Source organism: Pseudomonas sp. S2_F07 (genome assembly GCF_054668325.1).
Genome location: NZ_CP162758.1, coordinates 2,635,811 through 2,660,500 on the forward strand (window position 1 = coordinate 2,635,811; position 24,690 = coordinate 2,660,500).

General features: G+C 59.8%; 21 protein-coding genes. 10 read left to right on the top strand and 11 right to left on the bottom strand.

Translation table 11 applies throughout. The features are described 5' to 3' along the window. Window positions 1–597 (top strand): superoxide dismutase, encoded by a 597-nt coding sequence (locus AB4O40_RS11775; RefSeq protein WP_008022038.1) that lies wholly within the window; start codon window positions 1–3, stop codon window positions 595–597. Window positions 598–727: 130 nt separating this feature from the next. Here the strand turns inward: AB4O40_RS11775 and AB4O40_RS11780 are convergent, their stop codons facing one another. After that, window positions 728–994 carry a DUF6124 family protein gene (locus AB4O40_RS11780; protein WP_056726117.1) on the bottom strand — a complete coding sequence of 89 codons (267 nt, stop codon included), beginning with the start codon at window positions 992–994 and terminating at the stop codon, window positions 728–730. Between the two features lie 1,129 nt (window positions 995–2,123). Here AB4O40_RS11780 and AB4O40_RS11785 point away from each other — a divergent pair. The 7 genes from AB4O40_RS11785 (at window position 2,124) to AB4O40_RS11815 (ending at window position 13,918) form a co-directional block, all read left to right on the top strand. Continuing rightward, window positions 2,124–4,175, top strand: a complete 2,052-nt coding sequence (locus tag AB4O40_RS11785; RefSeq protein ID WP_056726118.1) for a putative bifunctional diguanylate cyclase/phosphodiesterase — start codon at window positions 2,124–2,126, stop codon at window positions 4,173–4,175. Window positions 4,176–4,360: 185 nt separating this feature from the next. Continuing rightward, window positions 4,361–5,710, top strand: coding sequence for an imelysin family protein (locus AB4O40_RS11790; protein ID WP_056726119.1), 1,350 nt, complete (start codon window positions 4,361–4,363; stop codon window positions 5,708–5,710). Window positions 5,711–5,893: 183 nt separating this feature from the next. After that, on the top strand, window positions 5,894–7,321 hold the full coding sequence (locus AB4O40_RS11795; RefSeq protein ID WP_460054427.1) for a di-heme oxidoreductase family protein: 1,428 nt from the start codon (window positions 5,894–5,896) through the stop codon (window positions 7,319–7,321). Window positions 7,322–7,348: 27 nt separating this feature from the next. Further along, window positions 7,349–8,413, top strand: coding sequence for an imelysin family protein (locus tag AB4O40_RS11800; RefSeq protein WP_056726121.1), 1,065 nt, complete (start codon window positions 7,349–7,351; stop codon window positions 8,411–8,413). 14 nt (window positions 8,414–8,427) lie between these two features. After that, window positions 8,428–9,528 carry a DUF1513 domain-containing protein gene (locus AB4O40_RS11805; RefSeq protein ID WP_056726329.1) on the top strand — a complete coding sequence of 367 codons (1,101 nt, stop codon included), beginning with the start codon at window positions 8,428–8,430 and terminating at the stop codon, window positions 9,526–9,528. A gap of 201 nt (window positions 9,529–9,729) precedes the next feature. Further along, a complete protein-coding gene (locus AB4O40_RS11810; RefSeq protein WP_460054424.1) occupies window positions 9,730–10,878 on the top strand; it encodes an efflux RND transporter periplasmic adaptor subunit in 1,149 nt (382 codons plus the stop codon). Between the two features lie 13 nt (window positions 10,879–10,891). Beyond that, on the top strand, window positions 10,892–13,918 hold the full coding sequence (locus AB4O40_RS11815) for a multidrug efflux RND transporter permease subunit (protein ID WP_409078392.1): 3,027 nt from the start codon (window positions 10,892–10,894) through the stop codon (window positions 13,916–13,918). Window positions 13,919–14,029: 111 nt separating this feature from the next. Here AB4O40_RS11815 and AB4O40_RS11820 read toward each other — a convergent pair whose 3' ends face one another. From AB4O40_RS11820 to colR, 5 genes are all read right to left on the bottom strand, one after another. Further along, the gene (locus AB4O40_RS11820) at window positions 14,030–14,257 is read right to left on the bottom strand and encodes a hypothetical protein (RefSeq protein ID WP_015096670.1); all 228 of its coding nucleotides are present in this window, start codon (window positions 14,255–14,257) and stop codon (window positions 14,030–14,032) included. A gap of 2 nt (window positions 14,258–14,259) precedes the next feature. Then, window positions 14,260–14,973, bottom strand: coding sequence for a lipopolysaccharide kinase InaA family protein (locus tag AB4O40_RS11825; protein ID WP_056726124.1), 714 nt, complete (start codon window positions 14,971–14,973; stop codon window positions 14,260–14,262). 4 nt (window positions 14,974–14,977) lie between these two features. Beyond that, window positions 14,978–15,646, bottom strand: coding sequence for a class I SAM-dependent methyltransferase (locus tag AB4O40_RS11830; protein ID WP_056726125.1), 669 nt, complete (start codon window positions 15,644–15,646; stop codon window positions 14,978–14,980). A gap of 154 nt (window positions 15,647–15,800) precedes the next feature. Beyond that, on the bottom strand, window positions 15,801–17,075 hold the full coding sequence (locus AB4O40_RS11835; RefSeq protein ID WP_223541154.1) for a sensor histidine kinase: 1,275 nt from the start codon (window positions 17,073–17,075) through the stop codon (window positions 15,801–15,803). Continuing rightward, window positions 17,065–17,748, bottom strand: a complete 684-nt coding sequence (colR, locus tag AB4O40_RS11840) for a two-component system response regulator ColR (RefSeq protein WP_007985839.1) — start codon at window positions 17,746–17,748, stop codon at window positions 17,065–17,067. Before colR ends, AB4O40_RS11835 begins: the two co-directional genes overlap by 11 nt. Before the next feature lie 218 nt (window positions 17,749–17,966). Between colR and AB4O40_RS11845 the strand changes: the two genes are divergently transcribed. Continuing rightward, window positions 17,967–18,710 (top strand): phosphatase PAP2 family protein, encoded by a 744-nt coding sequence (locus tag AB4O40_RS11845; RefSeq protein ID WP_056726127.1) that lies wholly within the window; start codon window positions 17,967–17,969, stop codon window positions 18,708–18,710. Window positions 18,711–18,941: 231 nt separating this feature from the next. On the opposite strand, the gene groL is transcribed toward AB4O40_RS11845, so the two are convergent. The 4 genes from groL to AB4O40_RS11865 all read right to left on the bottom strand — a co-directional run bounded on the left by groL (window position 18,942) and on the right by AB4O40_RS11865 (window position 22,454). Then, window positions 18,942–20,588 carry a chaperonin GroEL gene (groL, locus tag AB4O40_RS11850; protein WP_008053540.1) on the bottom strand — a complete coding sequence of 549 codons (1,647 nt, stop codon included), beginning with the start codon at window positions 20,586–20,588 and terminating at the stop codon, window positions 18,942–18,944. A gap of 49 nt (window positions 20,589–20,637) precedes the next feature. Then, window positions 20,638–20,931, bottom strand: coding sequence for a co-chaperone GroES (locus AB4O40_RS11855; RefSeq protein ID WP_056726128.1), 294 nt, complete (start codon window positions 20,929–20,931; stop codon window positions 20,638–20,640). 248 nt (window positions 20,932–21,179) lie between these two features. Further along, window positions 21,180–21,656: an FxsA family protein gene (locus AB4O40_RS11860; protein WP_056726129.1), complete on the bottom strand. Its 477-nt coding sequence runs from the start codon at window positions 21,654–21,656 to the stop codon at window positions 21,180–21,182. A 66-nt stretch (window positions 21,657–21,722) separates the two neighbouring features. Continuing rightward, window positions 21,723–22,454 carry a HugZ family pyridoxamine 5'-phosphate oxidase gene (locus tag AB4O40_RS11865; RefSeq protein WP_056726130.1) on the bottom strand — a complete coding sequence of 244 codons (732 nt, stop codon included), beginning with the start codon at window positions 22,452–22,454 and terminating at the stop codon, window positions 21,723–21,725. Between the two features lie 163 nt (window positions 22,455–22,617). On the opposite strand from AB4O40_RS11865, the gene AB4O40_RS11870 reads away from it, so the two are divergent. Continuing rightward, entirely contained in the window at window positions 22,618–23,376 is a 759-nt protein-coding gene (locus AB4O40_RS11870; protein ID WP_223541833.1) for an SDR family oxidoreductase, read from the top strand. A 102-nt stretch (window positions 23,377–23,478) separates the two neighbouring features. On the opposite strand, the gene apbC is transcribed toward AB4O40_RS11870, so the two are convergent. Then, window positions 23,479–24,573 (bottom strand): iron-sulfur cluster carrier protein ApbC, encoded by a 1,095-nt coding sequence (gene apbC, locus AB4O40_RS11875; protein WP_223541834.1) that lies wholly within the window; start codon window positions 24,571–24,573, stop codon window positions 23,479–23,481. Window positions 24,574–24,690 lie beyond the last annotated feature (117 nt).

Genomic DNA, 24,690 nt, shown 5'->3' on the forward strand with positions numbered 1-24,690 from the left:
ATGGCTTTCGAATTGCCGCCACTGCCGTACGCACACGATGCCCTGCAGCCGCACATCTCCAAGGAAACCCTGGAGTTCCACCACGACAAGCACCACAACACCTACGTCGTGAACCTGAACAACCTGGTGCCAGGCACCGAGTTCGAAGGCAAGACCCTGGAAGAAATCGTCAAGACTTCCTCGGGCGGTATCTTCAACAACGCCGCTCAGGTCTGGAACCACACTTTCTACTGGAACTGCCTGGCGCCAAACGCTGGCGGTCAACCAACCGGCGCTCTGGCTGAAGCCATCAACGCGGCCTTCGGTTCGTTCGACAAGTTCAAGGAAGAGTTCAGCAAGACTTCCATCGGCACCTTCGGTTCCGGTTGGGGCTGGCTGGTGAAGAAGGCTGACGGTTCCCTGGCCCTGGCCAGCACCATCGGCGCCGGCAACCCGCTGACCAACGGCGACACCCCGCTGCTGACCTGCGACGTCTGGGAGCACGCTTACTACATCGACTACCGCAACCTGCGTCCGAAGTACGTCGAAGCGTTCTGGAACCTGGTCAACTGGAAGTTCGTGGCCGAGCAGTTCGAAGGCAAAACCTTCACCGCTTAAGCTCGACGCCAGTCAAAAGAACCCGGCTTTTTAGCCGGGTTTTTTATTGCCCGGGATTTTCAGCGTTCGGCAGGGCCCCTTCGCGAGCAGGCTCGCGATGAACGATGACGCGGTCAACCTGACTGAATACCTATCCCTGCGGATCGACGTTATCCAACGCACGATTCACCGCCAGTTCCGCCAGCATGATGATCTGCGCAATGGCCAACGCCGTGTTGCGCTGAGGGCCGGTCAGGAAGGTGGCGAAATCACTCGCCATGACGTTGGCCGAAGCCAATGACTCACAAGCGTGGGCCAGCAGGGATTCGGTATCCATGTCCGGGACGATCATGAACATGGTGTTGGGGGTGTAGGGTTTGGCTGTATTTAAGGGCGGATCGGGGATTAACTTATCCACTGAAATATTCCTATGCGGTGGGTGCCACCCATTGCCGTTCTCACACGGCAAAGAGGTGGCAGCTATGTGCGAGGTGAGAAAACCGGTCATAGGCACCCGGCCAGACAAAAGTCTGCCCGCACACAGCCGCCATAACGCATTTACAGACAGCGGATAAGCTGGCGGCAATTATGCGGATACTGGCACTGGATGACTATGACTTGCCGGGTTCTCACACCCGATCGCTGAGTTTTCAGCGACAGTCAGAGGCTATTGAGTCCGCTTCCGACGGGCAACCTGAAAACTGCGTGGGAAACTTCTGGCGCTTTCCTACACCGCACTAACTCGCAAAAACGTAACGCGGAGCCAGCTCCCACAGGGATTGGGGACATCTGCAAAAACCAGGTCGGCCATCAGGCCGCCTTCGCGGGCAAGTCGGATCGCCGCACCGCCGCTCCCACAGAAGAGCAAAAGCAGAGCAGCCCACACCGCGCCGCTTTTTCACCACTCATCAGGCCGAGCGTTAGCTCGCCTGCAGCTCTTGATCTTGATCCACCCGCCCCCTCGGCAGGCTGAGTGGAGGTGTTCATCCGGGGATGGGCGCGCAGCGCCGTTCGACGCAGTCGAACACATCGCATGTAGGTGCCAGCGAAGCCAACCGGAGGGCGATGCCCCCGGATGAATGCCGCAGCGAAGGAACCCCGAGCCTAAGCGAGGGGCCGTACGTAAGGGGCGAGACCTTTGGTTCCTTTGGGCTGGGCCGGCACTCCGGCGTTTGCCAAAGGGACTCGCCGTAAGGGCGAAACCATAAGCCGCCGTTACCGAAGAAATGGATATGTACTCCGTTAAAACTCCAAAACAACCTACAGAATCCAAGGCGTTTTCCGACGATGAAACAAGCCGTCCAGCCCTTGCTCCCCCGCCGCGGACGACTAACATCAAATAGAAGGAAAAAATCTCCACCCCGCCCCTCAAGTTGAAGGACTCGACAACCGACACAGTGCTAATAGGCTAACTCGCCAGTACAACTGCAAATCGGCCAAGCTGCAGGCAAAATCCCCCAAGGATGATTGTCCCTTTGACTGCCATCACGGGATTGCCAATACTCATGGCAACTTGATGCTACCCGCACGGAACAAGGAATAACCCTTTGAAGCTGGAACTCAAGAACAGCTTGTCGGTGAAGTTGCTCCGGGTCGTGCTCCTGTCGGCATTGATCGTCGGCGTGGTCTTGAGCTGCGCGCAGATTGTGTTCGATGCCTATAAAACACGCCAGGCCGTCGCCAGCGATGCCGAACGGATCCTCGACATGTTTCGCGATCCCTCGACCCAGGCCGTCTACAGCCTGGACCGGGAAATGGGCATGCAGGTGATCGAAGGCCTGTTTCAGGACGAAGCCGTGCGCAAGGCCTCCATCGGTCATCCCAACGAAGCCATGCTCGCGCAAAAAACCCGCGAATTGCAGCACTCCAACAGTCGCTGGCTCACCGACCTGATTCTTGGCAAGGAACGCACCTTCACCACCCAACTGGTCGGCCGCGGGCCCTACAGCGAGTATTACGGCGACCTGAGCATCACCCTCGATACCGCCAACTACGGCCAAGGGTTCATTGTCAGCTCGGTGATCATATTCATCTCCGGCGTCCTGCGCGCACTCGCCATGGGGTTGGTGTTGTACCTGGTCTACCACTGGCTGCTGACCAAGCCGCTGTCGCGGATCATCGAGCACCTCACGGAAATCAATCCGGATCGTCCCAGCGAACACAAGATTCCGCAGCTCAAGGGGCACGAGAACAACGAACTGGGCATCTGGATCAACACCGCCAACCAGTTGCTCGAGTCCATCGAACGCAATACCCATCTGCGCCACGAAGCGGAAAACAGCCTGGTGCGCATGTCCCAGTACGATTTCCTGACGGGGCTGCCGAACCGGCAGCAATTGCAGCAGCAACTGGACAAGATCCTCGTCGACGCCGGCAAATTGCAACGCCGGGTCGCCGTGTTGTGTGTCGGCCTCGATGACTTCAAGGGCATCAACGAGCAATTCAGCTACCAGACAGGCGACCAATTGCTGCTGGCCCTGGCCGATCGCCTGCGCGGTCATAGTGGTCGCCTGGGCGCCCTCGCCCGCCTCGGTGGCGACCAGTTCGCCCTGGTCCAGGCCGACATCGAGCAGCCCTACGAAGCCGCCGAGCTGGCGCAAAGCATTCTAGATGACCTGGAAGCGGCGTTTGCCCTCGACCATCAGGAAATCCGCCTGCGCGCCACCATCGGCATCACCCTGTTCCCCGAGGACGGTGACAGCACCGAGAAACTGCTGCAAAAGGCCGAGCAGACCATGACGCTGGCCAAGACCCGTTCGCGCAACCGCTATCAGTTCTATATCGCCAGCGTCGACACCGAAATGCGTCGTCGCCGCGAGCTGGAAAAAGACCTGCGCGATGCGTTGATCCGCAATCAGTTCTACCTCGTCTACCAGCCGCAGATCAGCTACCGCGACAACCGCGTGGTGGGCGTCGAAGCACTGATTCGCTGGCAACATCCCGAGCACGGTCTGGTGCCGCCGGATCTGTTCATCCCACTGGCCGAACAGAACGGCACCATCATTGCCATCGGCGAATGGGTGCTGGACCAGGCCTGCAAACAACTGCGCGAGTGGCATGACCAGGGCTTCTCCGACCTGCGCATGGCGGTAAACCTGTCTACGGTTCAATTGCACCACGCCGAACTGCCACGGGTGGTCAACAACCTGCTGCAGATGTACCGCCTGCCACCGCGCAGCCTGGAACTGGAAGTCACCGAAACCGGCCTGATGGAAGACATCAGCACCGCGGCCCAGCACTTGCTCAGCCTGCGCCGCTCTGGCGCGCTGATCGCCATCGACGACTTCGGAACCGGCTATTCGTCCTTGAGCTATCTCAAGAGCCTGCCTCTGGACAAGATCAAGATCGACAAGAGCTTCGTCCAGGACCTGCTCGATGACGACGACGATGCGACCATCGTTCGCGCCATCATCCAGTTGGGCAAGAGCCTGGGCATGCAGGTGATTGCCGAAGGCGTGGAAACCGCCGAGCAAGAGGCCTATATCATTTCCGAAGGCTGCCACGAAGGTCAGGGCTATCACTACAGCAAGCCTTTGCCGGCACGGGAACTGGGCGTTTACCTCAAGCAGGCCCAACGCAGTAATGCGGCCATCCTCTGAATCGTCAAAAACCGCACGGCGACCCTCGCTCGCTCGGGCGATCCTTTGATTTGCAGCAAACCACCCGCTGAATAAGAAATATTTACAGGTACAACCCTTTACAGATAATGCGAAAGATTTGCATTATGTCGCAGTTTTGCGTGTGCATAGCACGACTCCACCCCTATCGAAGCAGGATGTTCGCCATGATTCGTATGCCTCTGGCTACCGCCAGTCTGTTGGCCATCGCTATTTCCCTCGCCGGTTGCGGCGAAGGTAAAGACCAAGAAAAAGCTGCCGCGCCAGCTGCCAGCACTGCGGCTGCCCCGGCTGCTCCAGCCGCTGCGCCTGCTGCTGCCGGTAAAGTCGACGAAGCTGCCGCCAAGGCCGTTGTCGCCCATTACGCCGACATCGTTTTCGCCGTTTACAGCGATGCCGAATCCACCGCGAAGACCCTGCAAACCGCCGTAGACGCTTTCCTCGCCAAGCCGAACGCCGACACCCTGAAAGCCGCCAAGGCTGCCTGGGTTGCCGCTCGCGTGCCTTACCTGCAGAGCGAAGTGTTCCGCTTCGGCAACACCATCGTTGACGACTGGGAAGGTCAACTGAACGCCTGGCCGCTGGACGAAGGCCTGATCGACTACGTCGACAAATCCTACGAACACGCTCTGGGCAACCCGGGTGCCACTGCCAACATCATCGCCAACACTGAAGTGCAGATCGGCGAAGACAAGGTCGATGTCAAAGACATCACCCCGGCAAAACTCGCCAGCCTGAACGAGCTGGGCGGTTCCGAGGCCAACGTCGCCACCGGCTACCACGCCATCGAATTCCTGCTCTGGGGCCAGGACCTGAACGGCACCGGCCCTGGCGCCGGCAACCGTCCGGCTTCGGACTACCTGGAAGGCAAAGGCGCTACCGGCGGTCACAACGATCGTCGTCGTGCCTACCTGAAGTCCGTGACTCAGTTGCTGGTCAGCGACCTGGAAGAAATGGTCGGTAACTGGAAGCCGAACGTGGCCGACAACTACCGCGCCACCCTGGAAGCGGAACCGGCTGAAACCGGCCTGCGTAAAATGCTGTTCGGCATGGGCAGTCTGTCCCTGGGTGAACTGGCGGGCGAGCGCATGAAGGTTTCCCTGGAAGCCAACTCCCCGGAAGACGAACAGGATTGCTTCAGCGACAACACCCACAACTCGCACTTCTACGATGCCAAGGGCATTCGTAACGTGTACCTGGGTGAATACACTCGCGTCGACGGCACCAAAATGACCGGCGCCAGCCTGTCGTCCCTGGTGGCCAAGGCCGATCCGGCTGCCGACACCGCGCTCAAAGACGACCTGGCCGCCACCGAAGCCAAGCTTCAGGTCATGGTCGACCACGCCAACAAGGGTGAGCACTACGACCAGTTGATCGCTGCCGGCAACACCGCGGGCAACCAGATCGTCCGTGACGCCATCGCGTCCCTGGTCAAGCAGACCGGTTCGATCGAAGCCGCCGCTGGCAAACTGGGCATCAACGACCTGAACCCGGACAACGCTGATCACGAATTCTGATCAATGCTGGCTGAGTGAATAAGGCGACCTTCGGGTCGCCTTTTTCATACCTGCCCTACACCGTCCATTGTGGGTAAGCCAAATTACCTGTCCCACATCAAGCAAACGATAATTCCTCTTATTCAAATTCCCATCCCCTGTTAGACTTTGCGCCCTTGTTTTGCTCGTCTTGCAGGATGTCTGATGCCCTCGCTGCCTCTTCGCTTGTCCGCACTGTTTCTGGCCCTGGGCCTGAGTGCCTGCGATGACGCCCCGAAATTCACCCAGGCCGAACCCGGTGAAGCCCGCTCCGGCGGCAATGCAACGGTGCGCAAGACCGATCAGAACGCGTTTTCCATGCCTTCGGCGAATCTGCCGCCGTCTCGGCGCGTGGACTTCAGTGTCGGCAACAGCTTCTTCCGCAGCCCCTGGGTAATCGCCCCGTCGACGACGACCGCTCGCGATGGCCTCGGTCCACTGTTCAACACCAATGCCTGCCAGGGCTGCCACATCAAGGACGGCCGCGGCCATCCGCCGACTCCCGACGATGTGAACGCCGTGTCGATGCTGGTACGGCTGTCGATTCCCGACGCCCCGGCGTATGCCGGGGTCATCGAACAGCTCGGCGTGGTGCCGGAGCCCGTCTACGGCGGCCAGTTCCAGGACATGTCCGTCCCCGGCGTGGCCCCCGAAGGCAAAGTGCGGGTCGATTACACCGCCGTGCCGGTTCGCTTCAAGGACGGCACTGAAGTCGAGTTGCGCAAACCGAGCCTGAACATCACCCAACTGGGCTACGGCCCGATGCACCCCGACACCCGCTTCTCGGCCCGCGTGGCACCACCGATGATTGGCCTGGGCCTGCTCGAAGCGATCCCCGACGAGGCAATCCTGGCCAACGCCGAGGCACAGGCCAAGGCGAACAAAGGCATCAGCGGACAACCGAACCGGGTCTGGGATGACGCCCAGCAGAAGACCGTCCTGGGGCGATTTGGCTGGAAAGCCGGACAACCGAACCTCAATCAGCAGAATGTCCACGCGTTTTCCGGTGATATGGGGCTCACGACCAGCCTCAGACCCATTGATGACTGCACGGACGCGCAAACAGCCTGCAAACAGGCCCCCAATGGCAACGGCCCCAATGGCGAGCCGGAAGTCAGCGACAACATCCTGCGCCTGGTGCTGTTCTACAGCCGAAACCTCGCCGTACCGGCGCGCCGCGACGTCAACGCGCCAGAAGTGCTGGCCGGCAAGACTTTGTTCTATCAGGCCGGTTGCCAGTCCTGTCACACACCGAAATACACCACCGCCGCCAACGCCGCCGAACCTGAACTGGCCAATCAAGTGATTCGCCCGTACAGCGATCTGCTGTTGCATGACATGGGCGACGGCCTGGCCGACAACCGTACCGAGTTCCAGGCCAGCGGCCGCCAATGGCGTACCCCGCCGTTGTGGGGCATCGGCCTGACACAGACGGTCAGCGGCCACACCCAGTTCCTGCACGACGGCCGCGCCCGCAACCTGCTCGAAGCCGTGCTCTGGCATGGCGGCGAGGCAACAGCGGCGCAGCAACAGGTTTTGTCTTTCAATGCCGAGCAACGCGCTGCGTTGCTGGCGTTCCTGAATTCCCTTTAACACGCATTCCACCCGCGGGAGCCCGACATGTTCCGTCCCAAACTGTTGTTCACCAGCCTTGCCGCCCTCGCCCTGGGCGCCTGCTCGCCACAAGACCCGCAAGCGGTCACGTCGGCGGCCATCGCCAAGTCGGTGATCCTGCCGACCTACACACGCTGGGTTGAAGCCGACCGTCAATTGGCGGTCAGCGCCCTCGCCTACTGCGAAGGCAAGGAAACCCTGGAAACCGCCCGTGCCGATTTCCTGCATGCGCAAAAAGCCTGGGCCGAGTTGCAACCGCTGCTGATCGGGCCATTGGCCGAAGGCAACCGTTCGTGGCAGGTGCAGTTCTGGCCAGACAAGAAAAACCTGGTCGGCCGTCAGGTCGAGCAACTGATCACCGCCCAGCCGCAAATCGATGCCGCCGCCCTGGCCAAGTCCAGCGTTGTGGTACAGGGGCTCTCGGCCTACGAATACATTCTGTTCGACAGCAAGCCTGACGTGGCCAACGCCGAGCAGAAGAGCAAATACTGCCCGCTGCTGATCGCCATCGGCGAACGCCAGAAGCAATTGGCCGAGGAGATTCTGCAATCCTGGAACAACACCGACGGCATGCTCGCGCAAATGAGCAAATTCCCGAACCAGCGTTACGCGGACTCCCACGAAGCGATCGCCGATCTGCTGCGCGTGCAAGTCACCGCCATCGACACCCTGAAGAAAAAGCTCGGCACGCCGATGGGCCGCCAGAGCAAGGGTGTGCCGCAACCGTTCCAGGCCGACGCATGGCGCAGCCAGGCATCCCTGACCAGTCTCGAAGCCAGCCTCGCGGCGGCCAAAACGGTCTGGGAGGGTGTGGACAACAAAGGCCTGCGCGGCCTGTTGCCGAGCGAGCAGAAACCGTTGGCCGACAAGATCGACGCAGCCTATGCCGCCTCGCTGAAACTGTTTGCCGGCAACCAGCGCTCGCTGACCGACATGCTCAATGACGAGGCCGGCCGCCAACAACTCAACGAGCTGTATGACAGCCTCAACGTCGTCCATCGCCTGCACGAGGCCGATCTGGCCAAGGCATTGGGCATCCAGCTGGGCTTCAACGCCAACGACGGTGACTGATGAGGGCCGGTTCCATGCTGCGACGCCAGGTTCTGACATTAGGTAGTTTGCTGCTCGGAGCAGTGACGCTGGGCGGCTGGAAGCTGTTCAAGCAAAAGGACAAGAGTCCGCTGTTGCTTTCGGCACGGGACGATACCGACGGCCAGCATTACGCCGTCGGTTATCGGCTCGATGGCACCCAGGTGTTTGCCACCCGGGTCGGCCAGCGTTGCCACGACATCATCAACCACCCGACATTGCCGATTGCACTGTTCGTCGCTCGCCGTCCAGGCACCGAGAGCTACCTGGTCGACCTGCGCGACGGCGCGCTCCTGCAAACCGTGGTGTCACAGCCGAACCGGCACTTCTACGGGCACGCGGTCATTCACCACAGCGGCGACTGGCTGTACGCCACCGAAAACGACACCACCGATCCGGGTCGCGGCCTGCTCGGCGTGTATAAGTTCGAAGGCGAGCGGCTGGTGCACAGCGGTGAGATTTCCACCCACGGCCTCGGTCCGCACCAGGTGTCGTGGATGCCCGATGGCGAAACCCTGGTGGTGGCCAACGGCGGGATTCGCACCGAGGCCGAAAGCCGGGTGGAGATGAACCTCAACGCCATGGAACCGAGCCTGGTCCTGATGCACCGCGACGGCGCCCTGCTGAGCAAGGAAACCCTCGCCCAGCAGATGAACAGCGTGCGCCATCTGGCCGTCGCCAGCGACGGTACCATCGTCGCCAGCCAGCAGTTCATGGGCGCGGCCCACGAGTCGTCGGAATTGCTGGCGATCAAGCGTCCCGGCCAGCCTTTCATCGCGTTCCCGGTGCCCGAGCACCAGTTGCAGGCCATGGGGCACTACACCGCCAGCGTCGCGGTACACAGCGACTTGCGCCTGGTGGCGTTGACCGCCCCGCGGGGCAACCGCTTTTTCATCTGGGACCTGGACAGTGCTGAAGTACGCCTGGACGCGCCACTGCCCGATTGCGCCGGGGTCGGCGCCGTGGCCGATGGTTTTGTCGTGACCTCGGGCCAGGGGCGCTGCCGCTACTACGACTGCCGCCAGACAAACCTCGTCGCAAAACCACTGGAGCTGCCCGCAGGGCTCTGGGACAACCATCTGCACCTGATGGCCTGAATCATTGAAAAAATCGCCGCCTTGGGCCGCGCCTGTATCGGGATGACGTTCACCCCGCAGGCGCGACCCGAGGCGACGAATCTTTTCAGGCTTTCACCCCTCTAATACCTCGCAACCTGTAAAAACGGCAGTTGGATTACCCTCTACACTCCCGGTAATGTGCCCCACTGTCTCGCCTGATTTTCTCCAAGGAACTGGAATATGCTGCGTCGCCGCATGCTGATCATGTTGGGTGTTGTTCTACTGATTGTGCTGGTCCTGGCTGCGTACAAAGCCTTCTCGATCTACACGATGGTTCAAGGCTTCTCTGCACCCAGACCGGCTATCAGCGTTGCCGTGGCCACCGCCACCGAGCGCCCATGGCAAGCCCGACTGCCTACCGTCGGCACGCTCAAGGCATTGCAGGGCGTGGACCTGAGCCTGGAGACCGATGGCACCGTTATCGATGTCCAGTTCGAGTCAGGGCAGAAGGTCAAGGCCGGTCAACCCATCGTCCGGCTCGACAGCGCCGTGGAAAGCGCCCTGCTCGAAACCGCCCTGGCCGACCTCGGGCTCGCCCAGCTGGACTACAACCGTGGCAGCCAGCTGGTGGGCAGCCAGGCGATTTCCAAAGGCGAGTTCGACCGACTCTCGGCGGTCCTGAAAAAGAGCAGGGCCACGGTTAATCAGCTCAAGGCGGCGCTCGAGAAAAAACGCATCATCGCGCCGTTCAGCGGCACCATCGGCATTCGTCAGGTGGACGTCGGCGACTATGTGGCCAGCGGCACCATGATTGCCACCCTGCAAGACCTCAGTAGCCTGTATGTCGACTTTTTCGTGCCCGAGCAGTCGGTGCCGAAGATTGCGCTCGGCCAGCCGGTGCAGGTCATTGTCGCGGCGTATCCGACCCTGGAGTACCCCGGCACCATCAGTGCAATCAACCCTAAAGTCGAGAACAGCACCCGTAACGTGCAGGTCCGCGCCACTCTGGCCAACCCTGACGGCAAGTTGATGCCAGGCATGTTCGCCAACCTCCAGGTACTCCTGCCCGACCCGCAGCCGCGCATCGTGGTGCCGGAAAGCGCAATTACTTACACGCTCTACGGCAACTCCGTGTATGTGGCCGTGCCCAAGGAGGCTGAGGATGGCAGCCTGGTTAAGGACGACAAGGGCCAACCGGTGCTGATCGCCGAACGGCGTTTTGTCGAGACCGGCGAACGCCGTGATGGGCAAGTGATGATCACCAAAGGCGTGCAGAGCGGCGAGAAAGTAGTGACCGCCGGCCAGCTCAAGCTGGATAACGGCTCACGCGTTGCCATCAGCGACGACAAGACCCTCACCGGGCAGAACAGCCCGCGACGCGCGGACTGATCAAGGAATTCCCATGGCTTTTACCGACCCGTTCATCCGCCGTCCGGTACTCGCTACCGTGGTCAGCCTGTTGATCGTGCTGCTGGGCTTCCAGGCCTGGAGCAAGCTGCCGCTACGCCAATACCCGCAGATGGAAAACGCCCTGATCACGGTGACCACCGCCTACCCCGGGGCCAACGCCGAGACCATCCAGGGCTACATCACCCAACCGATGCAGCAAAGCCTGGCCAGCGCCGAGGGCATCGACTACATGACCTCGGTCAGTCGCCAGAACTTCTCGGTGATCTCGATCTACGCGCGCGTCGGCGCCAACAGCGACCGTCTGTTTACCGAACTGCTGGCCAAGGCCAACGAGGTCAAGAACCAGCTGCCCCAGGACGCTGAAGACCCGGTACTGAGTAAAGAGTCTGCCGATGCGTCAGTGCTGATGTACATCAGCTACTTCAGCAAGGAGTTGAGCAACCCGCAGATTACCGATTACCTGTCACGGGTGATCCAGCCCAAGCTGGCGACCTTGCCCGGCATGGCCGAAGCCGAGATCCTCGGTAACCAGGTGTTTGCCATGCGCCTGTGGCTGGACCCGATGAAGCTGGCGGGTTTCGGCCTCAGTGCCAGCGATGTGACCAACGCGGTGCGCCAGTACAACTTCCTCTCGGCCGCCGGCGAGGTGAAGGGCGAATACGTGGTCACCAGCATCAATGCCAATACCGAACTCAAGTCCGCCGAAGCCTTCGGGACGATTCCACTCAAGGTCGATGGCGACAGCCGTGTGCTGCTGCGGGATGTGGCGCGCGTGGAAATGGGTGCGGAAAACTACGACTCCATCAGCTCGTTCGGTGGCACCCCTTCGGTGTACATCGGCATCAAGGCGACGCCCGGCGCTAACCCTCTGGAAGTGATCAAGGAAGTGCGCAAGATCATGCCGGACCTGGAGGCCCAGCTACCGCCGAACCTGAAGGGTGAAATCGCCTACGACGCCACCCTGTTCATCCAGGCCTCGATCGACGAAGTGGTGAAGACCCTGTTCGAAGCGGTACTGATCGTGATCGTGGTGGTGTTCCTGTTCCTTGGCGCCCTGCGCTCGGTGGTGATCCCGGTGGTGACCATCCCGCTGTCGATGATCGGCGTGATGTTCTTCATGCAGATGATGGGGTACTCGATCAACCTGCTCACCCTGCTGGCGATGGTATTGGCCATCGGTTTGGTGGTAGATGACGCCATCGTGGTGGTGGAAAACATTCACCGTCACATCGAGGAAGGCAAGACACCGCTCGAGGCTGCCGTTGAAGGCGCCCGGGAAATCGCCATGCCGGTGGTTTCGATGACCATCACCCTGGCGGCGGTGTATGCACCGATCGGTTTCCTGACCGGCCTGACCGGGGCGCTGTTCAAGGAGTTCGCCCTGACCCTGGCCGGCGCGGTGGTGATTTCCGGTATCGTCGCCCTGACCCTGTCGCCGATGATGTGTGCGTTTCTGCTGCGTCACGACGAGAACCCCAGCGGCCTGGCCCATCGCCTGGACATGATTTTCGAAAGCCTCAAGCGCCGCTACCAGAGCCTGCTTCACGGCACCCTCAACACCCGGCCTGTGGTGCTGGTGTTTGCCGTAATCGTGTTGTGCCTGATTCCGGTCCTTCTCAAATTCACCAAATCGGAACTGGCACCGGATGAGGACCAGGGCATCATTTTCATGATTGCCAACGCCCCGCAGCCGACCAACCTCGACTACCTGAACACCTACACCGACGAGTTCGTCTCGATTTTCAAGGCGTTTCCCGAGTACTACTCGTCGTTCCAGATCAACGGTTTCAGCGGCGTGCAATCGGGCATCGGCGGTTTCCTGCTCAAGCCATGGGACGATCGCAGTCGCACGCAAATGGCGATCCTGCCCGAGGTGCAGGCCAAACTGGAAAAGATCCCGGGGCTGCAGATTTTCGGCTTCAACCTGCCGTCACTGCCGGGCACCGGCGAAGGCTTGCCGTTCCAGTTCGTCATCAACTCCTCCAACGATTACGAATTGCTGCTGCAAGTGGTCGACCGGGTAAAAAAACGCGCGAAGGAGTCCGGCAAGTTTGCGTTTGTCCACGTTGACCTGGCCTTCGACAAACCGGAAGTGGTGGTGGATATCGACCGCGCCAAGGCTGCGCAGATGGGGGTTTCCATGCAGGATCTGGGGGGAACCCTGGCGACCCTGCTCGGCGAAGGCGAGATCAACCGATTCACCATTGAGGGTCGCAGCTACAAGGTCATTGCCCAGGTCGAGCGGCCGTTCCGTGACAATCCGGACTGGCTGAACAATTACTACGTGAAGAACACCAAGGGTGAACTGTTGGCGTTGTCGACCCTGATCACCGTCAGCGACCGCGCTCGACCGAGACAGCTGAACCAGTTCCAGCAACTCAACTCGGCCATCCTGTCCGGCGTACCGCTGGTGAGCATGGGGGAAGCCATCGACCTGGTGCGCCAGATCGCCCGGGAAGAGGCACCCGCCGGCTTTGCCTTCGACTACGCTGGCGCATCGAGGCAGTACGTACAGGAGGGCAGCGCCCTGTGGGTTACCTTTGCCCTGGCACTGGCGATCATTTTCCTGGTGCTGGCGGCCCAGTTCGAAAGTTTCCGCGACCCGCTGGTGATCCTGGTCACCGTGCCACTGTCTATCTGCGGCGCATTGATTCCGCTGTTCCTGGGTTGGTCGAGCATGAATATCTATACCCAGGTAGGGCTGGTGACCTTGATCGGGCTGATCAGCAAGCACGGCATCCTGATCGTCGAGTTCGCCAACCAGCTACGCAAGGACAAGGGCCTGACAGCGCGCGAAGCGGTAGAGGAAGCGGCAGCCATCCGGTTGCGTCCGGTCCTGATGACCACCGCGGCGATGGTGTTCGGCATGGTGCCATTGATCATCGCGAGCGGTGCTGGCGCGGTCAGCCGGTTCGACATCGGCACGGTCATCGCGACGGGCATGTCGATCGGCACGTTGTTCACACTGTTTGTGTTGCCCTGCGTCTACACCTTGGTGGCCAAACCCGATAAGCGCTGAAACAGATGTATCTGCAGGCTCGCTCCCACATTGATTCCTGTTGTATTGAAAATCAGGGCAATAAAAAAAAGGCCTCGCATAGCGAGGCCTTTCATTTTGGCTTCAATCGGTTCAACTCTGCGGCCTCAATCCCTGAGAGAGTCCGAACATGAACAGCAACAAGTCATGATCGGGTCGAGTGGCCACGGATGCCTTGGCAACCCGTGGCAACGGACAATGTTCTTCTGCGCTTATCGAGCTGAGAACCTGGGGGCGTGGTTGCTCCCAGGTTGCCATCGCGATCGATGCAACTGCCAAGGCTCCTACCAGAAACAAACCTCGTGCAATTTCGAGTTTCATCGCTATAAACCCTTGATAGCGCTGCCAAACGCCGTCTCATAAAAGTAGATGAGCTTTTTCCAGTCTGCGTCGCTGAACGACGAATGGCGACGCAATTGCTTGATGTCATGGACTGCTGCGCGATAGGCCGTTAAACGCTTGCGGCACTTCTCCAGATCGATCAGGGCAACTTCGACCCTGGCCATCTCGTCCTCACCGGTCACACGAACGAATACGTGCTTGTCGTAAAGGCAACCATGCTGCCAGCGGCCCTTGTGCATGCGGGCCAGGTTTTCAGCCAGGTCCTTGAGCACTCGTTCGTTTATAACTTCACCATGACGCTCGCGACCGCCACCGGCGTACCAGCGATCAATTTCCACGAAGCCGTCCAGCGACTTGGTGACCAGCAAGGCACGCCATTTGTGTACGGGATCGCGCTGTGCGCCACAGAAAACGATTTCCGGAACCCGTACGCCAAGCTCGGTCACACCGATGAGCGCAGCATGCTCGCGCAGTACCGTAGGCCGCCCGAAAGGGTGCTGCAAGCTACGATGGATATGCCCGGTCTGGCGCTTGACGTAGAGCAGTTGACCATCACTGCCCATCAGGCGTTGAACACCGCTTTCCCCGCCGCGACGGACATTGGGTTCTTCTACCCATTCACCGCGCTGATTCCAGAAATGATCGAAGCGGTCCTGGGGAACGACTTCCGTTTCTGCTGCACACTGCACTGCCATCCTGTTACCTCTTGCGTAATACGTAAACTCGCCACATGGCATAGAGCGGCAAAAAGTCCAGTTGTTCCTGGATCCGGAAACCCGCCTGCTCAAATTCCTTCTCTACGGTAGCGGCCGGTAACACAAACCGGTTTTGGTAACCTTCCTGCCCACGGGTTTTCTCCGAACGCTTGCGTTTCCAGGCCTTGAAGTTGCCATCGACCCACAGCGAAAGGATCACGCTGTCACGGGAAACCCGCTCGAATTCACGCAAAATAGCCATGCGATGCCCGGCTTCACCGATGTGGTGGAGCAAGCGCATGCAAAAGATGCTGTCGACGGCGTTGTCCGGCAAGGCGATGTCGAATGCGGATGTGTGCAAGGGTTGTACCCGTTTCACCACATCGGCAGGTTGCGCCTGGGTTGCGATCTTGAGCATGGACTGCGAGTTATCGGCGCCGATGATCACACGGTTGGATTTTTCCGCCAACAAGGGCCAGAACCGCCCTGCACCACAAGGCAAATCGAGGACCAGACCAGGCTCGCCAACCAGGGCCAGCGCCTTGCGCGCCAGTTGTTCGTCACGCCAGTGGGACAATCGACGGCCGAGACCTTCCTGGTGTTTGCGCAAATAGCGTTGCGCGTGTTGATCGTCGTACTTTTCCGAGAAATCGAGCTTGATCGGGCCGTCCATCATCAGGTCTCCTGAACTTCTGATAGCAGCTACCTTAGATTTTGTAGTGTCAGTGACTGGTCATCCATTTGTGAAAATATCGTTATGGGAAACCCTGAAGTATTACAGGGTTTTACGGAAATGACAGGGTTTGCTGGACGCCTGACTTAACAGATCAAGTTCGGGACAGCTCCACCTGAAAACGGCAGCCACTGGGCTCCATGGTTGTCAGGCTGACGTTCCAACCCTGGTTTTCACAGATCCGCTGCACTAGTGAAAGCCCCAGGCCCAAGCCTTCCCCGCGTTTTTCAGTGCCCCGAACGAAGGGTTCGAACATCGCCTCGCGTTTTTCCTCGGGAATGCCCACACCGCTGTCTTCGACCAGAAATCCGGTGCCCGTCAGGCTAAGGCGAATGAAGCCCCGCTCGGTATAGTGCAAGGCGTTGCGCAGCAAGTTACCCATCACCGCGTGCAGGAGCGTCGCATTGTAGCCATTGGCCTCGGGGTTGCCCGGTTCGAAGATCAGCTTCAACCCTTTGCTTTCAATGGGCTCGCGCCACAGACCGACCAGGCCCTCGGCTACCTGGCCCAGGGACTGCTGCGGCGACATGCTGGCGTCTTCGCGCTGGGCACGGGCGAGCATCAGAAAGGTTTGCACCAGCTCACGCATTTCTTCACAGGCCCGGGCAATGCGCTCGACCTGGGCGCGACCGCGCTGATCGAGCCCCGGGTTTTCCAGCAACAACTCGCAGGAACTGGCCAGGATCATCAGGGGCGTACGCAATTCGTGGCTGACGTCGCTGGTGAACAGCCGCTCGCGGGTCAGGGCCTGACGCAAGCGCCCGAGGGTGGCATCGAACGCCACGGCCAGTTCGCCCACTTCGTCGGCGGCATAATCCGGAGCCAAGGGAGGAGCCAAACCCAGCAGTTGATCGCGATGGCGTACCTGGCGGGCCAGCCGCACCACCGGCGCCATGACCTTGCGCGCCAGCACCCAGCCAAGAAACACCGCCAGTGCCAGGCTTAGCACGAATCCCACCAGTACCACGGCAAACAGCACCCGTTCACGCTCTTCGAAGTCGCTCTGGTCCTGCAACAGCACGTAACGTCGGCCGTCGACGATTTCGACCATGGCGTGGTACGACAGGTTTTCACGGAACACTTCGTGGAAACCCGGCTCCAGGTGCCGCAAATCCTTGGGCAACCTGAAATCGCCTGGCCCGTTGCTGAAGTAGAACAATTGGTCCGGTTCGGGACGATGACTCCAGTCCGTGACATTGTCCATCAGCAGCAGGCGCTGTAAATCGCCACCCAGACCGGCCGAAATCAGTTTTTCTTCCACCAGGTGTACGGTCGCCACGATGCCCATGGCAAAGGCGCCCGCCACCAGTGCGCTCATCAGCGCAAAGGCAATGATGATGCGTTGGGCAAGGCTCTGCTTAAACTCCATCACGGCCCTCGGCCAGGCGATACCCCACACCGTGCACGGTTTGCAGCAATGGCTTGGCGAACGGCTTGTCGATCACCTGGCGCAGTTGGTGGACATGACTGCGCAGGCTGTCGCTGTCCGGGCAGTCGTCGCCCCAGAGCGCTTCTTCAAGAATTTCACGACGCAACACATGAGGGCTTTTCTGCATCAACACGGCCAGCAACTTCAGCCCGACCGGGTTGAGTTTCAGCAACCGGCCTTCGCGAGTGACTTCCAGGGTGTCGAGGTCGTAGCTCAGGTCGCCGACCTGCAAGGTCCGCCGCCCGCCGCCCTGGGTTCGGCGCATGACCGCCTCGATACGCGCTGCCAGTTCCGACAGGGCGAACGGTTTGATCAGGTAGTCATCGGCACCCGACTTGAAGCCTTGCAGACGGTCATCCAGCTGATCGCGGGCAGTGAGCATGATCACCGGTGTTTCGCGGCGGGCATCCTCGCGCAGGCGCTTGCACAGGGTGTAGCCATCGATGCCGGGCAGCATGATATCGAGTACGATCAAATCGTAGTGCTCGGTGGCCGCCAGATGCAGGCCCGACAGACCATCCTGAGCGCAATCCACGGTATAGCCTTTGAGCCCCAGGTAATCGGCCAGGTTGGCCAGGATATCGCGGTTGTCTTCAACCAATAGAATTCGCATGGGAATCTCTCCGTCCACAGTAACGGCCGTCGTGGCCCGCGCAGCTTAAGGCGAAGTTCAGCTCACGGCTAGGACTGAGTGAAGCGCAAAAGCGTGGAAATTGACCGACTACAGCCTTAACAAGTTTTTCACCCGCGATTCACACACTGGCGACAGAATCGGGTTCAAACTCCGCGCGGCTGCGCATTTGAGAACATTTCACTGATCAAGGAACTAGCATGGTTTCGACCCTTGCCCGCCCTACCCCTCGTCCGCTCAATTTCCGGGTGTGCCTTGGAGTCCCCGCCGTAGCAGCGATCATTCTGGTATTGCTCGAATTGACCAGTCTGGACATGGACCTGGCCAAACTGTTTTACGACCCGGTAGCCGGGCAATTCATTGGCCGCCACAGTTACTTTCTCGAGGACATCCTCCACGATCGCGCCAAGCAACTGGTCATCGCCTTCTCGGTGTTTGCCATCTTCGGCTACATCGCGTCGTTCTTCATGGCCAGGCTCAAACCGTTCAAGCGGGAACTGGGTTGCCTGGTGCTGTCCTTGGGCCTGGCGACTTCGTTTGTCACGCCCATGAAAGCGGTGACCGCGGTGCAATGCCCATGGAGCCTCGAGCAATTCGGCGGTCACGAGACCTACAGCGAACTGTTGAGCCCTCGCCCGCACACCGAAAAACCGGGGCGTTGCTGGCCCGGCGGCCATGCGGCCACCGGCTTCACCCTGTTTGCCCTGTTTTTCGTACTGCGTGACCGTCGCCCGCGCATGGCTCGCGCAGCGTTTGTCTTCGCCTTCGCCCTCGGCTCGGTGTTCTCCATCGGGCGAATGATGCAGGGCGCACACTTCTTCTCGCACAACGTGTGGACGGCGGTGTTCTGCTGGCTGATCTGTTTGGGGTCGTATTACTACGTTCTGTACCGACCGGCGTTGAAGGCTGAACGCGGGACCACCGCAGAACCTGTCGGCGCCTGATCTGACGTCATCGCGGGCAAGCCACGCTCCCACAGGATTTATGCAGTTCCTTGTGGGAGCGGGCTTGCTCGCGAAAGCGGAATGTCATTCAGCATCTATGTCGACTGACACACTGCCTTCGCGAGCAAGCCCGCTCCCACAATGGATCGATGTGAACATTGAAATCCGGGCAATAAAAAAACCCCGCCGGCTTTCGCAGGCGGGGTTTTTTCGTACAGGGGTAAGGCTGGCTTACATCATGCCGCCCATGCCGCCCATACCACCCATGTCTGGCATACCGCCACCAGCACCGCCGTCTTTCTTCGGTGCATCAGCAACAGCAGCTTCGGTGGTCAGGATCAGACCGCCGATCGACGATGCAGCTTGCAGAGCCGAACGGGTAACCTTGGTTGGGTCCAGGATGCCCATTTCGATCATGTCGCCGTATTCGCCAGTCGCAGCGTTGTAACCGAAGTTACCTTTGCCGTTCTTGACTTCGTTGACCACAACGCTTGGCTCGTCACCGCTGTTGGCAGCGATCTGACGCAGCGGTGCTTCAACGGCACGGCGCAGAACAGCGATACCTACGTCCTGATCAGCGTTGTCGCCTTTCAGATCGTTCAGGGTTTGCAGAGCGCGGATCAGCGCAACGCCACCGCCAGGTACCACGCCTTCTTCAACGGCTGCACGGGTAGCGTGCAGGGCGTCTTCAACGCGGGCTTTCTTCTCTTTCATTTCGACTTCGGAACCAGCGCCAACCTTGATCACTGCAACGCCGCCGGACAGCTTGGCCAGACGCTCTTGCAGTTTTTCACGGTCGTAGTCCGAGGAGGTTTCGGCAACCTGGGCACGGATCTGAGCAATGCGGGACTCGATGTCGCCTGCTACGCCAGCACCGTCAACGATGATGGTGTTTTCCTTGGAGATGGTCACGCGCTTGGCGCTGCCCAGGTTTTCCAGGGTGGCTGCTTCCAGGCTCAGGCCGATCTCTTCGGAGATAACGGTACCGCCGGTCAGAACGGCGATGTCCTGCAGCATGGCCTTGCGGCGGTCGCCGAAGCCTGGAGCCTTGACGGCTGCGACTTTAACAATGCCACGCATGTTGTTCACGACCAGAGTCGCCAGGGCTTCGCCTTCAACGTCTTCGGAAACGATCAGCAGTGGACGACCGGCTTTGGCAACGGCTTCCAGCACTGGCAGCATTTCGCGGATGTTCGAGATCTTTTTGTCGACCAGCAGAACCAGCGGGTTGTCCAGCTCGGCAACCATGGTTTCCGGCTTGTTGACGAAGTACGGGGACAGGTAGCCACGGTCGAACTGCATGCCTTCTACAACCGACAGTTCGTTTTCCAGGCCAGTGCCTTCTTCAACGGTGATCACGCCTTCTTTACCGACTTTTTCCATGGCTTCGGCAATGATGTCGCCGATGGAGTTGTCGGAGTTGGCCGAGATGGTGCCAACCTGAGCGATTGCCTTGGTGTCAGCGCATGGCTTGGACAGGTTTTTCAGCTCTTTGACGATGGCGATGGTCGCCTTGTCGATGCCGCGCTTCAGATCCATCGGGTTCATGCCGGCAGCGACGGCTTTCAGGCCTTCGTTGACGATCGACTGAGCCAGAACGGTAGCGGTGGTAGTACCGTCACCAGCGTCATCGTTCGCACGGGAGGCAACGTCTTTGACCAGCTGCGCGCCCATGTTTTCGAAACGGTCTTCGAGTTCGATTTCTTTGGCGACGGAAACGCCGTCCTTGGTGATGGTCGGAGCGCCGAAGCTCTTCTCGATGATCACGTTACGGCCTTTCGGGCCCAGGGTCGCTTTTACCGCGTCAGCCAGGACGTTGACGCCTTTGAGCATTTTCTTGCGGGCGGAATCGCCAAACAGAACTTCTTTAGCAGCCATGATCGATATTCCTTAAATACTTTGAAGTAGCGGGAAAATGAGCGGGTAATCAGCCTTCGATAACAGCGAGGATTTCGTTCTCGCTCATTACCAGCAGGTCTTCGCCGTCGATTTTCACAGTGTTGCTGCCGGAGTAAGGACCGAACACAACCTTGTCGCCCACTTTCACGGACAGTGCACGCACTTCACCGCTTTCCAGTGCTTTGCCTGGGCCTACAGCGAGGATTTCGCCGCTGTTGGCTTTTTCAGCAGCCGAACCTGGCAGGACGATACCGCCAGCGGTTTTCTTTTCTTCTTCGCTGCGACGGATGACGACGCGGTCATGCAGAGGACGAAGCTTCATTGTCGATCTCTCCTAATTGTGGTTTTCATCGGCCGGTGTAGTCCCGGCGGGTTTAACAAAGTCCGGCGGCGCCGGGTGCGGTTCGTCAAGCGAACCGCGGAAGTCTGTCTGGCGTGATCGCCAGAAACCTTGCGGTGACCGTTACATAAGGGCGCATAAGCTTATTACAAGGGCGGAGTTCGAAAAATTTTCTGTTCGCTGCCCCGCAAACGGACACGGCACCCGCAGGTGCCGTGTCGATGTGCGTATTACTTGGTATCGCGGTGTTCGAACTCGCCTTCGATCACGTTGGGCTCACGGCCCAGCGGTTCGCGAGGCACCGGGCCGCCACGGGCCTGGAGATCGTCGGCGAACGCTCGCTGACGCAGCGCCTGCTCTTCGGCGCGCTGGCGCATTTTATTGGCCAGCAGGCGACGGCTGAACGGCAACAGCATGAACAGGCCGATCACATCGCTGATGAAACCCGGAAGAATCAGCAGGCCACCGGCCAATGCCAGCATCAGGCCTTCGAGCATGGTCTGGGCCGGCAGTTCGCCGCGGCTCAGGCTTTCACGGGCACGCAGTGCCGTGGCCAGGCCAGCTATACGCAGCACAAACACGCCGAACATCGAGCCGAGAATGATCAGCAGCAGGGCCGGGAAAAACCCGATGGACCCTGCCACCTTGACGAATACGAACAGCTCCAACACCGGGAACAGCAGAAAGAGCAACAAAAAAGGGCGCATCAAATGGTTCCTCAACGCAAGAATGCCTTGCCAGTTCACCTTAGATGACGTCGCCGTTTCGTGAATTCAAGCGTCGGCCACTTCATTTTTCGGCCAATGATCGGCGTGGGCCAGAGAAACCAAGGCTTCGCGAACTTGTGTCGGCGTATTACAAGACGCTTGAAACGGCAACCAGTACAGACTTTGACCGATACGCAGGTGCATGCCTTCGGTATCGATACCGACCATTTGCGCCGGCACGTTTTTCGGCAGCCCGGCCAGATCGACGTAATGGGCGATGGCCTTGGCGTGATCGGCGTTCATGTGCTCGACCATGCTCACTTCGGCCTTGCCGGCGAACGGGTTGGCCAGGGTCAGCTCGTTGACCCAATGAATCGCGCCAAAACCGCCGATGTATCGGTGGCGTACAGGCTCGAGCACCCAGAAATCGAAATCGTGGGCCTTGTGATAACCCTGCGACTCCGGGAAGTAGCGGTAGTAACGCTCGGAAGCAGCCTCGATGGCGGCTTCGTCTTCGAGTTGATGCGCCTCGGCCAGGTAAGTCAGTCGACCAACGGCCTGGACATCTTCGGCGCCACGTTCGCCGACAAAGAGCGAGCATTTCCGATCTTTTTGCAGGTTATGCGTGTGCTGGGCGATACGGCTGATCAGGATCAGCGGCCGGCCCTGCTCGTCCAGGCAGTAAGGAACCACGGAGCCAAACGGAAAACCGGGCATCGATTTGGAGTGCGTCGAGAGCACCCCACGGTATTCCTTGAGGAGCAATTCTCGTGCATGCTTAGCCGCTTCAACGCTCAATTTATGACTCCTTAAATAGAATCCGTCAGAAAAACGGACGAGCTGCTGGTGAAAGTCCCAGCACGCCATCGGGGCAGTTCTCATGTGCAGCCGGGCCACGTCAGGCGCAGATCGAGAGGCTCTCTACAAGGAAAACACTCAGACCTGCTACCGGGGCATGCGAATGCAACTCACTGACAAAGTAATCATTATCACTGGCGGTTGCCAGGGTTTAGGCCGCTCCATGGCCGAGTATTTCGCAGGCCTGGGCGCGAAACTCGCGCTGGTGGACCTGAACCAGGAAAAACTCGACGACGCGGTCGCGGCCTGCAAGGCCCAGGGTGTCGAGGCCCGCGCCTACCTGTGCAACGTGGCCAACGAAGAGCAAGTGACCCACATGGTTGCCCGGGTCGCTGAAGACTTTGGCGCGATCCATGGCTTGATCAACAACGCCGGGATCCTGCGCGACGGCCTGTTGCTCAAGGTCAAGGATGGCGAAATGACCAAGATGAGCCTGGCCCAGTGGCAGGCCGTCATCGACGTCAACCTGACCGGCGTGTTTCTGTGCACCCGTGAAGTCGCGGCGAAAATGGTCGAGCTGAACAACAGCGGCGCGATCATCAATATCTCGTCGATTTCCCGCGCCGGCAACGTCGGTCAGACCAACTACTCCGCCGCCAAGGCCGGTGTCGCTGCGGCAACCGTGACCTGGGCCAAGGAACTGGCACGCTACGGAATTCGCGTCGCCGGCATTGCACCGGGCTTCATCGAAACCGAAATGACCCTGGGCATGAAGCCTGAAGCGCTGGAGAAGATGACTGCCGGGATCCCGCTCAAACGCATGGGCAAGCCTGAAGAAATCGCCCATTCGGCGGCTTACATCTTCGAGAACGACTATTACACCGGTCGGATCCTGGAGATGGATGGTGGGTTGCGGATCTAAAGCAAGATCAAAAGATCGCAGCCTGCGGCAGCTCCTACATGGGACTGATATTCACCCCGTAGGAGCTGCCGCAGGCTGCGATCTTTCAACAGGCGACCGGAATCAATCGTCGCTGATGCTGATATTCGGCATCGCCGGCGTCAAAGCCTCCTGCAACACGATCCGCGCCCCCACATGGCGGGCCAGTTCCTGGTAAACCATCGCAATCTGGCTGTCAGGCTCGGCGATCACCGTTGGCTTGCCGCCATCGGCCTGCTCGCGGATGACCATCGACAGCGGCAGCGAAGCCAGCAACTCGACGCCATACTGGTTGGCCAGTTTCACACCTCCGCCCTCACCGAACAGATGCTCGGCATGTCCGCAGTTGGAGCAGATGTGCACGGCCATGTTCTCCACCACGCCCAGCACCGGAATGTTGACCTTGCGGAACATTTCCACACCCTTGCGCGCGTCCAGCAATGCCAGGTCCTGCGGGGTGGTCACGATGACCGCGCCGGCCACCGGCACTTTCTGCGCCAGGGTCAGTTGGATGTCACCGGTGCCAGGCGGCATGTCGATGACCAGGTAATCCAGGTCCCCCCACGCGGTCTGGGTCACCAGTTGCAGCAAGGCGCCGGAGACCATCGGCCCGCGCCAGACCATCGGCGTGTTGTCATCGGTGAGGAAGGCCATGGACATCACTTCGACGCCATGGGACTTGAGCGGCACGAACCACTTCTGGTCCTTCACTTCAGGGCGGGTGCGCTCGGGGATGCCGAACATGATGCCCTGGCTCGGGCCGTAGATGTCTGCATCGAGAATCCCGACCTTGGCGCCTTCGCGGGCCAGGGCCAGGGCCAGGTTGGCCGCCGTGGTGGATTTACCCACGCCGCCCTTGCCGGACGCCACGGCCACCACGTTTTTTACGTTCGCCAGGCCCGGAATCTGCGCCTGAGCCTTGTGCGCAGCGATCACACTGGTGATTTCAACCTTGGCACTGGCCACGCCATCCAGACCCTGAATGGCCATTTCCAGCATCTGCGCCCAGCCACTCTTGAACAGCCCGGCGGCATAACCCAGTTCAAGCTGAACGCTGACGCGCTCGCCCTGGATCTCGATGTTGCGCACGCACCCGGCGCTGACCGGGTCCTGGTTCAGGTAAGGGTCGGTGTATTGGCGAAGGACGGCTTCCACCGCTGCGCGATTGACGGCGCTCATGGGCAACTCCGAAAACAGGACTGGAAAGATGATGGGTATCGTACCTGTTCTAAGCGTTCGGCGGGATGTTGAACCTTCACCTGTTACTCATCCAATGAAACAGGCTCACAGGGTGAA